Below are 14,173 nucleotides of genomic sequence, written 5' to 3'. Positions count from 1 at the left end.
CGCCGTGCCTTTCAACGCCCAAACCGTCCGACAAAGCTCTGTGCCTCCAGGGCATGCCCCTTGAGCGCAGCCATCAGTTCCTCGCGCGTCATGCCCGCAGGCAGGTTCGGCGCCAGATCCGTCGCGATGACCGTGACGACGTAATGGTGGGGCGTCTCTCCGGTTGGCGCGCAGGGCCCGCGGTACGCCGCCTCGCCACGCACGTTCTTGCCGACCGTGATGCCAGGCCCGTCCGTCTTGCCTTCGCCTTCCTTCAGCTGGCCGCGATTCGCGGCAATGTTGTAGGCGACCCAATGCGAGACCCCGAGACCGGCGACGCCATCCATGTCGTACATCAGGATGGCGACAGACTTCGCGCCCGCGGGAAGCTTCGACCACGAGACCTGCGGCGACACGCCTTTGCCACCGCAGGGCTTCTGGTCGCCGCCAACGCCGTCATGCGCATACTGCGAGCCGATCGTGGCGCCCTCGGCGTACGAAGTGGACGACACCTGCATGCCGGCGGCGTGTGCGGTGCCGATGCACAGGCACATCAACGCCCCGGCCACCGGAGCGGAAACTGCGCTAGCGATCTTCATTCGAATTCTCCAGGTAGGTAGTCGGCGGACCAGGAAAGGGAAGGCCCCGCTAACCGGAATCGACCTGCTGGCGCAGCACCTGCCTGCGCGCCATCAGGTAGGTCAGGTTTCCTGACAGGAAAGCCGCCAGCAGCAAGGCACCGGCACTCCAGGCCACGGCAGGCAGCCATGGCAGCAGGCTTGCCAGCATGGGGGTCTTGCTGGCGCCCGATGACACCAGGGCAATGCGCATGAACGCGGCAACTGCCAGGGCGGCAAATACGAGCCCGGTGTACATCCCTTCGCGGCCGACGTGACCGGCGTCGAGCGCCGCATTGGCCGTCGCGGCGAACATGATTCCCCACAGGCCGCCGGCAAGACACTGCACGGCGAGGATGGCCCGGAGCGAGCCCGCCACGGTGAAGCCGAACAGCGACAGCGCGCCAAGGGCCGCGGCGGCCAACAGCAGCGTATAGGGCGGATAGCGCCGCAGCAACGACGTCGCGGGCAGCAGCGCGCCCAGCGCGAAGCCAATCCAGAATACCGGCGCCACCCGCTCCAGCTCGGCAGCCGTGACAAAGCGCAGGTAGGCCGGCGCGGAGTTGACGGTGGTGTGGATCTGGAAGCCGAGCGCAAGCACCCAGACCGCGGCAAACAGCAGCCAGACGCGCTTGAGCGCAACGCCGGCTGCCGGCGCGGGCACGGCGTCGGCATCGGGGCGCGCCGGGCCGGATTCCATCCATTGCAACGCGGCCACGGCTACCACCAGCCCCGCGCTGGCGGCCAGGAACGGCAGCATGGGCGACGCATCGCGCAGCCGGGCGGTCAGCAGCGGCGCCACGGCTCCGGCAAGGCCGACGCCGAGCAGCGAGCATCCCACCAGGAACGACGACGCGGTCGCGGGCAGCCGCCGGGCAATGATCACCATGGGCGGCGCGCGCAATGCCGAAGAGGTGGCCGCCCAGAGCGCGGTCAGGCCCAGCAGCAGCACCGGTGAAGTTACCCGGGGCAGCAGCACGAACGCCAGCGCGGAGATGACGGACAGCCCCAGCACCCAGCCTCCCAGCCTGCGCATCGCGTTGGCGACACGGTCCGCCGCTACGCCCACCGTGAAATCCATGGCGACAAAGATCAACTGGTCCATCAGCAGGATCAAGGCGACGTGCTCGCGCGCGATGCCGGCCTGCGCGGCCAGCTGCGGCAGGAAGGCCACATAGAGGGTCCATGTCACCGCCAACAGGAACTGCACAGAGCAGAAGACCAACGCGCGCATGCCGCCCTCCCGCCGGGATTGACCAACAGCCGATTCCTGTGCCCGACGGCAGGATTGCCGCGCGGAGGCTCCCATAGCAAGGATAGGGCAGCGTTTTGCCATGGGAGTGGCGGATTGTGCAGGTGCGATTGGGCCTCGCGAGTCGCTTGCGGCCCAACAGTCCGCGTGAAGTGCCGGGCCGGTACCAACACCGGACCATTAGCGCCGCACCGGCGCCCGCGCTCAACTGCTGCTCGCGCAGCCAATGCCGGGGCGAAATGTCATAAACGGGCGGTAGGCTGCACTTTTGGCATGGCCTGGCCAAGAACTTGCTTGGTCAATGCGTAGGGTCGCAAGGCGACAGCCATCCGTTGGGAGGATCTATGCAGCACGCACGCATCACCGCGCACAGGGGGATTCTGGTCGTCGAGCTGTTACCTGACCAGGAAAATGGCGAGGCCACCTCGACCAACAAGCTCCGTAACCTGGCCACGGTCATTCATGACACAGGGCGGCACCTGGGTGTTTCAGAGGAAGCCCTGGCGCTGCTGAAGATGGTGAAGCGCGGCCTTGACGCCATCGGTGACTTCGCGTGGTTCCGTAGTGACGACGGGAGCGATCATTTTGCGTGGCTGGGCGGCCCGAAGCGGCTGGTGAATCCCACCGCAGTGGCGGCTGCCCGGAGCTACGCGATACTTGCGCACCGCGTCATACCGAACGAGGTGCCAGAGGGCGCCAGGAAGGCCATCGAAGCCAATTTTTGAACGCGCGGCATCGCTCCGGGCCGGGCCGATCTTTCGAATGATCCGCTCAGCTAGAGCGCGGAGAGTGTGGAGCGATACCTATCCCAGAGCTCTTGCAGCATGGATTCCGAAGGCGGTGTGATTTCAAAACCGGCGACGTTTCCGAAGACGCCGAGAATGCGAGCCCTGAACGAAGCCATATCTGTCGTCGCCTTCGGTGAGAGCTGCGCGATATCGATAATCGTATGAAGTTGCTCGCCGGAGAGTTCGGCGATAGCGGACCACAAGCTATCAGGCTTGGCGCAGGGCTGGGCGGGCATCTTTCGTATCGGCGCCAGGCAGCGCTTGCTATCGGCTTGCCGGGCCATAGCTACGCTGGTACGAAGACGAGAACGTGGCCAGCGCGCGCAGCGCCGCTGCCGGGTCGTGCCCGGGCTTGAGCGCAAAGCTGTTGAAACCGCAACGCGCCAGGTAGTGCACGGTGTCGATCATCACGTCACCCACGGCGCGCAGCTCTCCGGTCCAGCCTAACTGGTGCCGGAGCAGCTGTGCGATCGAATAGCCACGACCATCCGTGTAGACCGGGAAATCGATGGCAATCATCGCGGTGCCGGTCGGGTCAACGGCCGTGGCACCAGGTTCCAGTAGGGTCTGAGGCTCCGCGTCCGGCGACAGGTAGACCGCGAGCGGATATTGTCGCAGCCGATATCGCTGGCGGTGGGCGATCCAGTTCTCCAGTGTCACCAGGTAGCCGGGCGCGTCGGGCGGGCAGGTGTTGTCGGCGTCTTGCGCATCCCCGATGTGAGCGAGCCAGTCATCCGCGATCAGTCGTCCGTCACGGATGACGTTGTGCCGGTCCTGCCCGGCACAATGGTCATGGTCAGGCATTTACTGCCTCCTGGCGAGCTCGCCGCGCGCCGCTGTCAGGGTCCGGGTACACCGCGCGCTGGAAGGGTTCGATGCCGATACGGCCAACCACGTCGACAAAGCGTTCGGCTTCGCTGTCCCGATGCAGCAAATAGGTCTCGATCAGTCGTTCCACCACATCCGGAACCTGCTCCTGGGCAAAGGACGGCCCGATGATGCGCCCGATGGCTGCGCCGCTGGCCGCCACGCCATCCGGGCGGCGCTGGCCGTCGCCGCCGTTCTGCCGGCCGCCGATGGTGATCTGGTACCAGGCTTCGCCGGCCTTGTCGACGCCGAGGATGCCGATGTGGCCGATATGGTGGTGGCCGCAGGAGTTGATGCAGCCGGAGATGTTCAGGTCCAGTTCGCCAATGTCGTGTACATGGTCGAGGTCGTCGAAGCGCTCCTGGATGGCCTGCGCAAGAGGGATCGAGACCGCATTGGCCAGCGAGCAGAAGTCGCCCCCGGGGCAGGCGATGATGTTGGTGATCAGGCCCACGTTCGGCGTGGCCAGCCCGGCGGCGTCCAGCGCCTGCCACAAGGCGTGCAGGCCGCTGCGGCGGACATCGGCAAGGATCAGGTTCTGCTCATGCGACACGCGCAGTTCGCCGAAGCCGTGGCGCTCGGCCAGGTCGGCCATGATTTCCATCTGCTCGGCAGTGATGTCGCCAGGCGCCTGGCCCGCGGCTTTCAGCGATGCCGTGACGGCTGCGTAGCCAGGCACCCGGTGCCGATGCACATTGCTTTTCAGCCAGAGGCGGAAGGCGCGATCGGTCTTGGCCAGTTCGGCTGACTCGTCCGGCTCGTCGGCGGCCGCGGCTTCATACGGCGGGATCGTGAAGCGCTCGGCGATGGACGCGACAAAGCCTTCAGACACGGTGTCCGGGCCTCCGCGAATGCGTTGCCACTGCTCGTCCACCTGCGCCCGGAACACTTCCGGGGTCAGGTCCTTCACCAGGATCTTGATGCGCGCCTTGTACTTGTTGTCGCGGCGGCCGTGCAGGTTGTAGACGCGCAGCGTGGCCTGCAGGTAGGTCAGCAGGTCCTGCCAGGGGACGAAGGGGTTGATCAGCTTGCCGACCATCGGCGTTCGGCCCATGCCGCCACCGACCCAGACCTTGAAGCCGGCCTGGCCGTCCTGTTCAACCGCCTGCAGCCCGATGTCATGGACGCCGACCGCGGCCCGGTCCGTTTGCGCGCCACTGATGGCAATCTTGAACTTGCGCGGCAGGAAGGCGAACTCCGGATGCAGCATCGACCATTGCCTGACGATCTCGCACCACACCAGCGGGTTCACCAGTTCGTCGGGCGCAATGCCGGCAAAGTGGTCGGTGGTGGTATTGCGGATGCAGTTGCCGCTGGTCTGGATCGCGTGCATCTGCACCGTGGCCAGCTCCGCGAGAATGGCAGGCGCATCCTCGAGCCGCGGCCAGTTGAACTGCAGGTTCTGGCGCGTGCTGAAGTGCCCGTAGCCGCGGTCCCAGCGGCGCGCGATCTCCGCGAGCTTGCGCAACTGCCGCGACGCCAGCATGCCGTAGGGAATCGCCACGCGCAGCATGGGTGCATGGCGCTGGATATAGAGGCCGTTCTGCAGCCGCAGCACGCGGAACTCATCCTCGGTGAGCTGGCCGCTCAGGAAGCGGCGGGTCTGGTCGGCGAACTGTACGACGCGTTCGTCGACGAGCTTCTGGTCAATGGCGTCATAGACATACATGGTGGAAAGCCTCCTTGCGCGCGAGCGCTAGTCTTTTGCACGTGCCCGTTCGATGGACATGTCGGTCGGCATCATGTTGATATCGGCGTTGTGCATCACCCACAGCGAGCCGGCCACGACGATGACGATCAGGAAGCCGGTACAGACAAAGATGGCGGTGTTGCCGCGCTGGCCGGGACCGGTGCCCAGGTGCAGGAAGTACACCAGCTGCACCAGCAGTTGCGCGACACAAAGGCCCACGACCAGCGCGATCGCGGCCTGCGTTGGCAGGGATCCGGTCATCACTGCCGCAAACGACGCCATCGTCAGCGCGACCGACAGCAGCAGTCCGATGGTGTAGCTGCGCACGCTGCCGTGCGCGGCCGTCTGGTCCGCATGCACCGAATGAAGATGGGACGATTTCATGCGAACTCCCGCAGATAGACGAAGGTGAAGACACAGATCCAGACCAGGTCCAGGAAGTGCCAGAACAGGCTCAGGCAGGCCAGGCGGCGGCGCACGATATCGTCCAGCCCGAAATGCCTGATCTGGTGGATCATCACCGCCAGCCACAGCAGGCCCGACGTGACATGCAGCCCGTGCGTGCCGACCAGCGTGAAGAAGGCCGACAGGTAGGCGCTGACGCCGGGGCCCGCACCCTCATGCAACAGGTGCGCGAACTCGTAGACCTCCATGGCGATGAACAGTGCGCCGAGCGCGAAGGTCACCGCCAGCCAGCGGATCATCCGCGGCGCGTCATCGGCGCCCTGCCGGAGCATGGCCAGGCCGAAGGTATAGCTGCTCAGCAGCAGCACCATGGTCTCGGCGAACACGAACGGCAGCTCGAACAGTTGCCGCCCGCCGGGGCCGCCGGCCGTGTTGCCGGACAGCACGCCGAAGGTGGCGAACAACACCGCGAAGATCAGGCAGTCGCTCATCAGGTAGAGCCAGAACCCCAGCGGAGTGTGCGCGCCGGCTTCGTGATGGTGGTGCGTCGCGTCGTGGGCCGCCTCGTGCCCGGGATGGTGCAGGGTAGGGGAGAGAGTCGGAGTCATGGTTCAGGCAGCTTCCTGCAGTTGTGCATAGCGCGCGCGCTCGATCCGCTCGACTTCGGCGGCTGGCACGTAGTAGTCAACGTCGCGGTCATAGCTGCGCACGATGAAGGTCGCGATGGCACCGACCAGGCCGACGGCGGCGATAAGCCACATGTGCCAGACCAGCGCGAAGCAGCACAGCAGCCCGAACGCCGACACGATGAAGCCTGCCGAGGTGTTGCGGGGCATGTGGATGTCTTCGTAACGGGCCGGCTGGCGCCATGCGCGCCCGGCTTCCTTGTCGTCCCAGTGCTGTTCCAGCGAGGTGATATGCGGCACGTGGGCGAAGTTGTAGAAGGGCGCGGGCGAGGCGGTCGACCATTCCAGGCTGCGGCCATCCCACGGGTCGCCGGTCAGGTCCTGGTTCTGCTTGCGGTCGCGGATACTGACCGCGAACTGCACGATCATCGCCAGGATGCCGGCGCCGATGACGAAGGCACCCACCAGCGCCACCACCAGGTAGGGATGCCAGTCGACATTGGCATAGTGGTTCATCCGGCGGGTCATGCCCTTGAAGCCGAGCACGTAGAGCGGCATGAAGGCCAGGAAGAAGCCGGTCAGCCAGCACCAGAACGACACCTTGCCCCAGAACTCGTTCAGCGTGAAGCCGAACACTTTCGGGAACCAGAAGGTGATCGCGGCCAGGCAGCCGAACAGCACGCCGCCGATGATCACGTTATGGAAGTGCGCGACCAGGAACAGGCTGTTGTGCAGCACGAAATCGGCCCCGGGAATGGCGAGCAGCACGCCGGTCATGCCGCCGACCGCGAACGTCACCATAAAGCCGATGGTCCACATGGTCGAGGTATGGAAGCGGATCCGGCCCCGGTACATGGTGAACAGCCAGTTGAACAGCTTCACGCCGGTGGGGATCGAGATGATCGAGGTCATGATGCCGAAGAAGGCATTGACGTTCGCGCCGGAGCCCATGGTGAAGAAGTGGTGCAGCCAGACGAAGAACGACAGCACGCCGATCGAGGAGGTGGCGTACACCATCGACTTGTAACCGAACAGGGGCTTGCGCGAGAACGTGGCGATGATCTCGGAGAAGGCGCCGAACGCCGGCAGGATCAGCACGTAGACCTCCGGGTGGCCCCAGATCCAGATCAGGTTCACGTACATCATGGCGTTGCCGCCGAGCTCGTTGGTGAAGAAATGCATGCCGAGGTAGCGGTCGGCGGTGAGCAGGGCGAGCGTGGCGGTCAGTACCGGGAAGATCGCCACGATCAGGATGTTGGTGATCAGGGCGGTCCAGGTGAACACCGGCATCTTCATCAGGTTCAGGCCCGGCGCGCGCATGCGCAGGATCGTGACGATGAAGTTGATGCCCGTCAGTGTGGTGCCAAGCCCGGATATCTGCAGTGACCAGATGTAGTAGTCAACCCCTGGCGTGGGGCTGTAGCCGAGCTCGGACAACGGCGGGTAGGCGACCCAGCCGGTCGCGGCGAAGTCGCCGACGAACATCGACATCATCACCAGCACCGCGCCCATCGCCGACATCCAGAAGCTCAGCGAATTGACGAACGGGAAGGCAACGTCGCGCGCGCCGATCTGCAGCGGCACGATCACGTTCATCAGGCCGAGCACCAGCGGCGTCGCGACAAAGAAGATCATGATCACGCCGTGCGCCGTGAAGATCTGGTCGTAGTGGTGCGGCGGCAGGTAGCCCGCGGCATCGCCGTACGCGATTGCCTGCTGGGCGCGCATCATGATGGCATCGGCAAAGCCGCGCAGCAGCATCACCAGCGCCAGAATGATGTACATCACGCCGACCTTCTTGTGGTCGACCGAGCAGATCCAGTCGTTCCAGAGGGTCTTCCACTTGCCGTAGTACGTGATGGCGCCCATCAGTGCGATGCCCAGCACGATCACGACGGCCAGCGTCCCCATGATGATCGGCTCATGCAGAGGGATGGCGTCCAGGTTGAGTTTTCCAAGCATTCTTATTGCTCCATGCGGCCAGCGGGCGCCGACGGGACGCGCTGGAAGGCCTGCAGAGATTCCGGGGTGTCCGCGCGGCAGATCTGGCCGTTTGCCAGCATGTATTTGTCGACGACCTGGTCGAACAGCTTCGGCGCGACGGCGGCGTACAGTGTCACGGGGTCCTTGCTGCTGGGCAGTTCAAGCGTGCGGTAGGTCTTCAGGTCGAGCGCCTGGGACGAAGCGCGGGCAGCCTGGATCCAGGCATCGAACTCCTCGCGCGAGGTGGCCAGGGTCTTGAAATGCATGTCCGAGAAGCCGGGGCCGCTGTAGGCGGCGGACTGGCCGAGATAGACGCCGGGGGTGTCGGCGATCAGGTGCAGGCGCGTCTGCATGCCCGCCATGGCGTAGACCATGCTGCCGAGCTGCGGGATGAAGAACGAGTTCATCATCGATTCCGCGGTCAGCCGGAAATTGACCGGCGTGCCGACCGGGATCGCAAGCTGGTTCAGCGACGCGACGCCGTATTCCGGATAAATGAACAGCCATTTCCAGTTCAGCGCGATCACATCGACCTGGATCGGCTTGACCTGCGATTCCAGCGGCCGATAGGGATCGAGCTTGTGCGTCGAGTCCCAGATCAGCACCGCCAGGCAGGCCACGATCACGCAGGGGATGCCCCAGACCACGACCTCGATCTTGGTGGAATGCGCCCATTTGGGGGCATAGGTGGCGCTCGTATTGGTTTCACGGTAGCGCCAGGCGAACCACAGCGTCAGGACGATCACGGGGATGACGACCATCAGCATGACGAACAGGGAGACCAGGATCAGTGACTTTTCCTGTTCCCCGATGCTGCCCTTGGGGTTGAGCAGTTCCAGGTTGCAGCCGCTCAGCAGCGCGCTCAGGCAGGCGCACAGCAACAGTGTGGGAAGGCGGCGCTGCGGGCCGGGGGATGGGCGGGGGAGCGGGCCTTGTCGATTCTTGCCTGCCGGCCCGGCAATAGGTTTGAGCATTTCGGACACCTTGGTTACGGATCACCGAAGGCTCCCGGCCACGCGCTCCGATTCGAGTGCTGGCTCAGCCCCGCGCGGGCGTGGTTTGTATGGATTCCCTCGGTGATGTCTGGCATGCTAATGCAAGACAAAACCCATACATCGAAGAAATCTACGGGACGAAATCCATGCAAGGAAGCGATGTCAGTGCTAAATGGGATCTTGAGATCACAATCGGTGGCGGTGCGCGCTACTTGCAGATCGTGGACTTTATCGAGCGGGCGATTGGCGAAGGCCGCCTGGTAGCCGGCGACCGCGTGCCGCCACAGCGCAGCCTGGCCAAGACCCTCCGCGTGGACCTGACCACCGTCACGCGTGCCTACAACGAGGCCAAGCGCCGCCATCTGATCGATGCCCGCGGGGCACTCGGCACCTTCATTGCCGCGCCGCGGGCGGAGCTGGCGCGGGTGATCGACATGAGCATGAACGTGCCGCCGCCACCGGCGGGGCTGGATTTCCAGGACCTGTTGCGGCGCGGCCTGTCGCAGGTGCTGCTGCATAGCGACCCGCACCTGCTGATGACCTACCAGCTCGGCGGCGGCAGTGCTGCCGACCGGTCGGCCGGAGCGCTCTGGCTCGCGCAGATATTCGGGCCCATCGCCACTGCGCGGCTGGTGGTGTGCCCAGGCGCCCAGGCTGCGCTGGCCGCCGTGATCCTGGCCCGGACCCGGCCGGGCGATGCGATCGTGAGCGAGCCGCTGGCCTACCCCGGCATTCGCGCGGCCGCGGCACAACTCGGGCGGCGTGTGATCATCGCGCAGGTCGATGCCGACGGGATGCTCCCCGACGCCCTCGAGGCAGCCCGCGCCGATGGTGCAACGCTGGCCTACCTCAATCCGACAGCCCAGAATCCCACTACGCACACCATGCCGGCCTCACGCAGGGAGGCGATTGCCAGGGCCGCGGCGCACTGTGATGTCACCTTGCTGGAGGACGATCCCTACTGGCTGCTGACGCCGTCAGCGCCGCCGCCGCTGTCCAGCTTCGCTCCCGAGCGCACGTACTATGTCTCGACCCTGTCCAAGACGCTCAGTCCGGGGCTGCGTACTGCCTATGTCAGGCTGCCCGAGGGCAGGCGCGGCGACGATCTGCTGGCATCGCTGCGGGCCTTCGCCCTGATGGCGGCACCGATGACCGCCGCCCTGGCGACCCAATGGATCCACGATGGCTCGGCCATGCAGCTGCTCGACGGCATCAGGACCGAAGCGTTGGCCAGATGCGCGCTGGCAAGCCGATGGCTGAGCGGGATCGGCCAGCTCCCGCCCAGCGCCATCCACGCATGGCATCGCTTGCCCGAGCACTGGTCGGCGCAGCAGCTCACCCGGGCCGCGCTGGCGGAGGACCTGCGCGTGACGCCGTCTGACGCATTCTGGGAGGGGCCCAACGCGCCGAATGCCATCCGTATCTCGCTCGGTGGCGTGGAGGACCGCGCGCAGTTATCGGCTGCGCTGCGCCGGCTGGCCGCATTGCTGGAACGCCGGCCGACGCCGGGTCTGGAAATGGTGGTGTGAGTTGCGGCGTACGTCGGTGTACTACTTACCAGCATCGTCCGCAGGCGCAGACTGTTTTGTCGCAAACTCGCCCGCGGCTTCCAGCAGCCACTCGCGTAGCCGCTGCATCGCCTCACTCATCGGCCGCGTATCCGGCGAGACCAGGTGATACGCGCTCGTGGAGCGCTGCGAATGGGCGACGGGCATGACCAGTTGGCGGTTTGCCAGGTATTCCCCCACGAGGAAGCGCGGCACCAGACCAACGCCCAGCCCGGTGCGTGCGGCGGCGATGACCATGGAGTGGTGGTCGAAGCGTGCTCCGCGCATGGCGTTGACGTCGTCGATGCCGGCCGCTTCCATCCATTGCTTCCAGCCGAGAATGCGCGTGGCGAGGTGCAGCAGCGGTGAAAGGGCGATGTCCTGCGGGCTGATCCGCTTTTTGCCGCCGAAGAAGTCCGGATGGCAGACCGCCACCGACTCTTCGTCGAACATCCGGTCGGCACGCGCGCCGGGATAGACGGCCTCGCCAAAGTGAATCGCCGCGTCGTAGGGCGTGCCGTCGAACAGGAAGATGTCTGACTGCGCGCTGATATTGACGACGATCCCCGGATGGCGCGCATAGAAGGCCGGCAGCCGCGGTATCAGCCACTCGACCGCCAGCGTGGGCACGCAGGCCAGCTCGACGGTGCCGCCCGCGCCCTCGTGCGCCATCAGGTCGAGCGTGTCGCGCTGCAGCTTGCGCAGCAACTCCCGCACCTGCCCGCTGTAGAGCGTGCCGGCCGCCGTCAGCGTGATGCGCTGGTTGGCGCGGTGGAACAGCTGCACGCCCAGCAGCCCCTCCAGCGACGCAATCTGGCGCGACACCGCGCTCTCGGTGATAAACAGGTCCGCCGCCGCGCGGCGCAGGTTCAGGTGCAGCGCGGCGGCCTCGAAGGCGCGCAGGCTGGACAGGCTGGGGAGTCGTTGCCGCATCGGGGGCTGAGTTGATGATTTTAGGTCATCATCTTATACGGAAATCTCGCTTGAAAGCTTGGAGTTGATGAGAAATCATTCGATCCTTGCGTTGCCGCCTCTTCCCGGCATCGTCATCGCGACAACCTCATAACGACAACCATCAGGTAGACAGGAGACTGCATGAAACACTTGTTCAGCGCGCTCGCCGCCGGCGCCCTTGCATTCGGCGCGACCATGCCCGGCATTGCCGGCGCGCTCGAGTTCCCGGCCAAGCCGGTGCGCATCATCGTGCCGTACCCGCCGGGCGGCACCACTGACATGGTGGCCCGGCTGATCGGTGAGCAACTTGCCACGCAATGGAAGCAGTCGGTGGTGGTCGACAACCGCCCTGGCGCGGGCGGCATCGTCGGCACCGGCACGGCGGCCAAGTCCACGGCGGACGGCTACACCTTGCTGATGGGCTCGGTGGGCGAGTTCGGCATCAACCCGGCGTTGTACAAGAAGCTGCCCTATGATGCCGACGCCGATTTCGCGCCGGTCGCGATGGTGGCGCGCGTACCCAACGTGGTGGTGCTCTCACCGTCGTTTGCGGAACGCGCGCGCGTGCAGACGCTGCCCGAGTTCATCGCCTACCTGAAAGCCAATCCGAAGCGCGTCAACATGGCGTCGGCCGGAAACGGCACGTCCACGCACCTCGCGGGCGAGCTGTTCCAGCGCATGACCGGCACGGAGATGAGCCACGTCGCCTACAAGGGCAGCAGCCCGGCCATCTCTGACCTGATGGGCGGCAGCGTCGACGTGATGTTCGACAACCTGCCGGCGTCGCTGCCGTTTATCCGCTCGGGCAAGCTCAAGCCGCTGGCCGTGACCACGCCGGCGCGCTCGTCGGCGCTTCCGAATGTGCCGACGGTCGCCGCCGCGGGCCCCGTCCCCGGCTTTGATGCCAGCCCATGGTTCGGCCTGCTTGCGCCGCGCGGGGTGCCCACCGCGGTGGCGCAGAAAATCAGCCAGGACCTGACGCGCGTGCTCAGCGAGCCGGGCGTGCAGGCAAGAATGCGCGAGCTGGGCGCGGAGCCCGCACCCAGCTCGCCGGAGGCGTTTGCCGACGTGTTGAAGAAGGACCGCCAGAAGTGGGGTGAGATCGTCCGCCTGTCCGGTGCCTCGGTGGACTGAAGCACGCCCATGTCCAGCACGCTCTGCCTCCGCTCATGATTTCCGACGCCGTTTATCCCTTCGTTCCCGCGCTGCGCGACCCGGCAGGCTCGCCGATCCGGGAACTGTTCAAGTACCTGTCCGACCCCGGGATGATCTCGTTCGCCGGCGGCTACCCGTGCGCGACGCTGTTCGATGTCGACGGCATTGGCGCGGCGTCGGCGACGGTGCTGCGCGAGCGGCCCGCCGAATGCCTGCAGTACGGTGCCACCGAAGGCGCGCCGGCGCTGCGCCAGGCGCTGGCGTCGTTGATGGCCGGGCGCGGCGCGCCGGTGGCCCAGGACGAACTGCTCGTGACCAGCGGCTCGCAGCAGGGCTTCGATTTCCTCGTGCGTGCGCTGGTCGAGCCCGGCAGCGTGGTGCTGGTCGAGGAGCCGACCTATTCCGCGACGCTGCAGGCCTTGCGGCTGGCCGGCGCCGACATACGCGGCGTGCCGTCTGATCACGACGGCATGGACGTGGCTGCCCTCGAAGCCATGCTGGCCGACCCATCCTTGCGGCCCCGACTGATCTATACGGTGCCAACCTTCGCCAACCCCACCGGCGCAACGCTGTCGTCCGCTCGCCGGCTGCAGCTGCTGACGCTGGTGGCGCGGCACCGCGTGGTGCTGGTCGAGGACGATCCCTACGGGGCGCTGAGCTTCGATGGCGCGCCGCCGCCTTCGCTGCTGGCGCTGTGCGCGTCGGTACCCGAGGCGCGGCCGTGGCTCGTGCACCTGGCCAGCCTGTCGAAGACGCTGGCCCCCGGCCTGAGGATCGGCTGGATGGTCGCCGCGCCCGGGATCGTGCGCCGCGCGGTGATTGCCAAGCAGGTATCCGACCTGTGCACACCGCCATGGATCCAGCTGGCCGCGGCGCAGTATCTGGAAGCGGGCCGGCTGCCGGCACAGGTCGCGCGGGAAGTAGCGGCCTATCGTGACAAGCGCGACCAGCTCGCGGCGGCGCTGCGCCAGGCCTTTGGCGACCGCATCCGCTTCGCATCTCCGGCGGGAGGAATGTTCCTCTGGGCCGCGCTGGATGGCATCGACGATGCTGCCGCACTGCTGCCGCACGCGATCGCGGAAAAGGTGCTGTTCGTCCCGGGTGCCGGATTCTATGTGGAGCGGCGCCAGCGCGCCGCATTCCGGCTGTCGTTCGCGAGCACGAACCTGACCCAGATCGGGGAGGGCGTCGCACGGCTCGCGCGGGCGGTTGCGCGGGCCGGATGAGGGCTTCCACAACGGAAGCGGTTTGTGGCAGCCGGCGGATGCTATCCTGCTGCGGTCGAAACCACACGGCCGAACGCGGCAGGAGGACG

At 66.1% G+C, this 14,173-nt stretch carries 14 protein-coding genes; 4 read left to right on the top strand and 10 right to left on the bottom strand.

What is annotated here, in order from left to right; translation table 11 throughout:
• Positions 1 to 11: 11 nt before the first annotated feature.
• Both AC07UK_RS30325 and AC07UK_RS30320 read right to left on the bottom strand, forming a co-directional pair.
• Positions 12 to 578, bottom strand: coding sequence for a YbhB/YbcL family Raf kinase inhibitor-like protein (locus AC07UK_RS30325; protein ID WP_436221615.1), 567 nt, complete (start codon positions 576 to 578; stop codon positions 12 to 14).
• A 49-nt stretch (positions 579 to 627) separates the two neighbouring features.
• Entirely contained in the window at positions 628 to 1,830 is a 1,203-nt protein-coding gene (locus AC07UK_RS30320) for an MFS transporter (protein ID WP_494687544.1), read from the bottom strand.
• A 362-nt stretch (positions 1,831 to 2,192) separates the two neighbouring features.
• On the opposite strand from AC07UK_RS30320, the gene AC07UK_RS30315 reads away from it, so the two are divergent.
• On the top strand, positions 2,193 to 2,573 hold the full coding sequence (locus tag AC07UK_RS30315) for a hypothetical protein (protein ID WP_494687543.1): 381 nt from the start codon (positions 2,193 to 2,195) through the stop codon (positions 2,571 to 2,573).
• 50 nt (positions 2,574 to 2,623) lie between these two features.
• On the opposite strand, the gene AC07UK_RS30310 is transcribed toward AC07UK_RS30315, so the two are convergent.
• The 7 genes from AC07UK_RS30310 to cyoA are packed head-to-tail and all read right to left on the bottom strand — an operon-like array spanning position 2,624 to position 9,181.
• Positions 2,624 to 2,872 (bottom strand): hypothetical protein, encoded by a 249-nt coding sequence (locus AC07UK_RS30310; RefSeq protein ID WP_494687542.1) that lies wholly within the window; start codon positions 2,870 to 2,872, stop codon positions 2,624 to 2,626.
• 28 nt (positions 2,873 to 2,900) lie between these two features.
• A complete protein-coding gene (locus AC07UK_RS30305; protein ID WP_494687541.1) occupies positions 2,901 to 3,440 on the bottom strand; it encodes a DUF934 domain-containing protein in 540 nt (179 codons plus the stop codon).
• Positions 3,433 to 5,172: a nitrite/sulfite reductase gene (locus AC07UK_RS30300; protein ID WP_436221620.1), complete on the bottom strand. Its 1,740-nt coding sequence runs from the start codon at positions 5,170 to 5,172 to the stop codon at positions 3,433 to 3,435. The genes AC07UK_RS30305 and AC07UK_RS30300 overlap by 8 nt, the downstream gene beginning before the upstream one ends.
• A gap of 27 nt (positions 5,173 to 5,199) precedes the next feature.
• Positions 5,200 to 5,577 carry a cytochrome o ubiquinol oxidase subunit IV gene (cyoD, locus tag AC07UK_RS30295; RefSeq protein ID WP_436221621.1) on the bottom strand — a complete coding sequence of 126 codons (378 nt, stop codon included), beginning with the start codon at positions 5,575 to 5,577 and terminating at the stop codon, positions 5,200 to 5,202.
• Positions 5,574 to 6,206 (bottom strand): cytochrome o ubiquinol oxidase subunit III, encoded by a 633-nt coding sequence (gene cyoC, locus AC07UK_RS30290; RefSeq protein WP_436221622.1) that lies wholly within the window; start codon positions 6,204 to 6,206, stop codon positions 5,574 to 5,576. Before cyoC ends, cyoD begins: the two co-directional genes overlap by 4 nt.
• Before the next feature lie 3 nt (positions 6,207 to 6,209).
• Complete coding sequence (cyoB, locus tag AC07UK_RS30285; RefSeq protein ID WP_436221623.1) at positions 6,210 to 8,186, bottom strand: cytochrome o ubiquinol oxidase subunit I; 1,977 nt, start codon at positions 8,184 to 8,186, stop codon at positions 6,210 to 6,212.
• Positions 8,187 to 8,188: 2 nt separating this feature from the next.
• Positions 8,189 to 9,181, bottom strand: a complete 993-nt coding sequence (cyoA, locus tag AC07UK_RS30280; protein WP_436221624.1) for a ubiquinol oxidase subunit II — start codon at positions 9,179 to 9,181, stop codon at positions 8,189 to 8,191.
• A 167-nt stretch (positions 9,182 to 9,348) separates the two neighbouring features.
• Here cyoA and AC07UK_RS30275 point away from each other — a divergent pair, with 167 nt between their 5' ends.
• Positions 9,349 to 10,731: an aminotransferase-like domain-containing protein gene (locus tag AC07UK_RS30275; RefSeq protein ID WP_494687540.1), complete on the top strand. Its 1,383-nt coding sequence runs from the start codon at positions 9,349 to 9,351 to the stop codon at positions 10,729 to 10,731.
• Positions 10,732 to 10,752: 21 nt separating this feature from the next.
• Here the strand turns inward: AC07UK_RS30275 and AC07UK_RS30270 are convergent, their stop codons facing one another.
• Positions 10,753 to 11,682, bottom strand: coding sequence for a LysR substrate-binding domain-containing protein (locus tag AC07UK_RS30270; protein ID WP_436221626.1), 930 nt, complete (start codon positions 11,680 to 11,682; stop codon positions 10,753 to 10,755).
• A gap of 162 nt (positions 11,683 to 11,844) precedes the next feature.
• On the opposite strand from AC07UK_RS30270, the gene AC07UK_RS30265 reads away from it, so the two are divergent.
• A complete protein-coding gene (locus tag AC07UK_RS30265) occupies positions 11,845 to 12,837 on the top strand; it encodes a Bug family tripartite tricarboxylate transporter substrate binding protein (protein WP_494687539.1) in 993 nt (330 codons plus the stop codon).
• A 35-nt stretch (positions 12,838 to 12,872) separates the two neighbouring features.
• The gene (locus AC07UK_RS30260; protein ID WP_436221628.1) at positions 12,873 to 14,084 is read left to right on the top strand and encodes an aminotransferase-like domain-containing protein; all 1,212 of its coding nucleotides are present in this window, start codon (positions 12,873 to 12,875) and stop codon (positions 14,082 to 14,084) included.
• The last annotated feature ends 89 nt before the right edge of the window (positions 14,085 to 14,173 follow it).

It is taken from the genome of Cupriavidus sp. GW821-FHT07C08 (assembly GCF_059419025.1).
The sequence above is the reverse complement of the archived record's forward strand: the minus strand, read 5'-3'. Positions and strand labels throughout refer to the sequence as shown.

Bases quoted from the DNA above. Each gene is read 5' to 3' on its own strand.
- AC07UK_RS30310 (WP_494687542.1), bottom strand. From the start codon at position 2,872: ATGCCCGCCCAGCCCTGCGCCAAGCCTGATAGCTTGTGGTCCGCTATC.
- AC07UK_RS30325 (WP_436221615.1), bottom strand. From the start codon at position 578: ATGAAGATCGCTAGCGCAGTTTCCGCTCCGGTGGCCGGGGCGTTGATG.
- cyoD (WP_436221621.1), bottom strand. From the start codon at position 5,577: ATGAAATCGTCCCATCTTCATTCGGTGCATGCGGACCAGACGGCCGCG.
- AC07UK_RS30270 (WP_436221626.1), bottom strand. From the start codon at position 11,682: ATGCGGCAACGACTCCCCAGCCTGTCCAGCCTGCGCGCCTTCGAGGCC.
- AC07UK_RS30315 (WP_494687543.1), top strand. From the start codon at position 2,193: ATGCAGCACGCACGCATCACCGCGCACAGGGGGATTCTGGTCGTCGAG.
- cyoA (WP_436221624.1), bottom strand. From the start codon at position 9,181: ATGCTCAAACCTATTGCCGGGCCGGCAGGCAAGAATCGACAAGGCCCG.
- AC07UK_RS30320 (WP_494687544.1), bottom strand. From the start codon at position 1,830: ATGCGCGCGTTGGTCTTCTGCTCTGTGCAGTTCCTGTTGGCGGTGACA.
- AC07UK_RS30275 (WP_494687540.1), top strand. From the start codon at position 9,349: ATGCAAGGAAGCGATGTCAGTGCTAAATGGGATCTTGAGATCACAATC.
- AC07UK_RS30305 (WP_494687541.1), bottom strand. From the start codon at position 3,440: ATGCCTGACCATGACCATTGTGCCGGGCAGGACCGGCACAACGTCATC.
- AC07UK_RS30260 (WP_436221628.1), top strand. From the start codon at position 12,873: ATGATTTCCGACGCCGTTTATCCCTTCGTTCCCGCGCTGCGCGACCCG.
- AC07UK_RS30300 (WP_436221620.1), bottom strand. From the start codon at position 5,172: ATGTATGTCTATGACGCCATTGACCAGAAGCTCGTCGACGAACGCGTC.
- AC07UK_RS30265 (WP_494687539.1), top strand. From the start codon at position 11,845: ATGAAACACTTGTTCAGCGCGCTCGCCGCCGGCGCCCTTGCATTCGGC.
- cyoB (WP_436221623.1), bottom strand. From the start codon at position 8,186: ATGCTTGGAAAACTCAACCTGGACGCCATCCCTCTGCATGAGCCGATC.
- cyoC (WP_436221622.1), bottom strand. From the start codon at position 6,206: ATGACTCCGACTCTCTCCCCTACCCTGCACCATCCCGGGCACGAGGCG.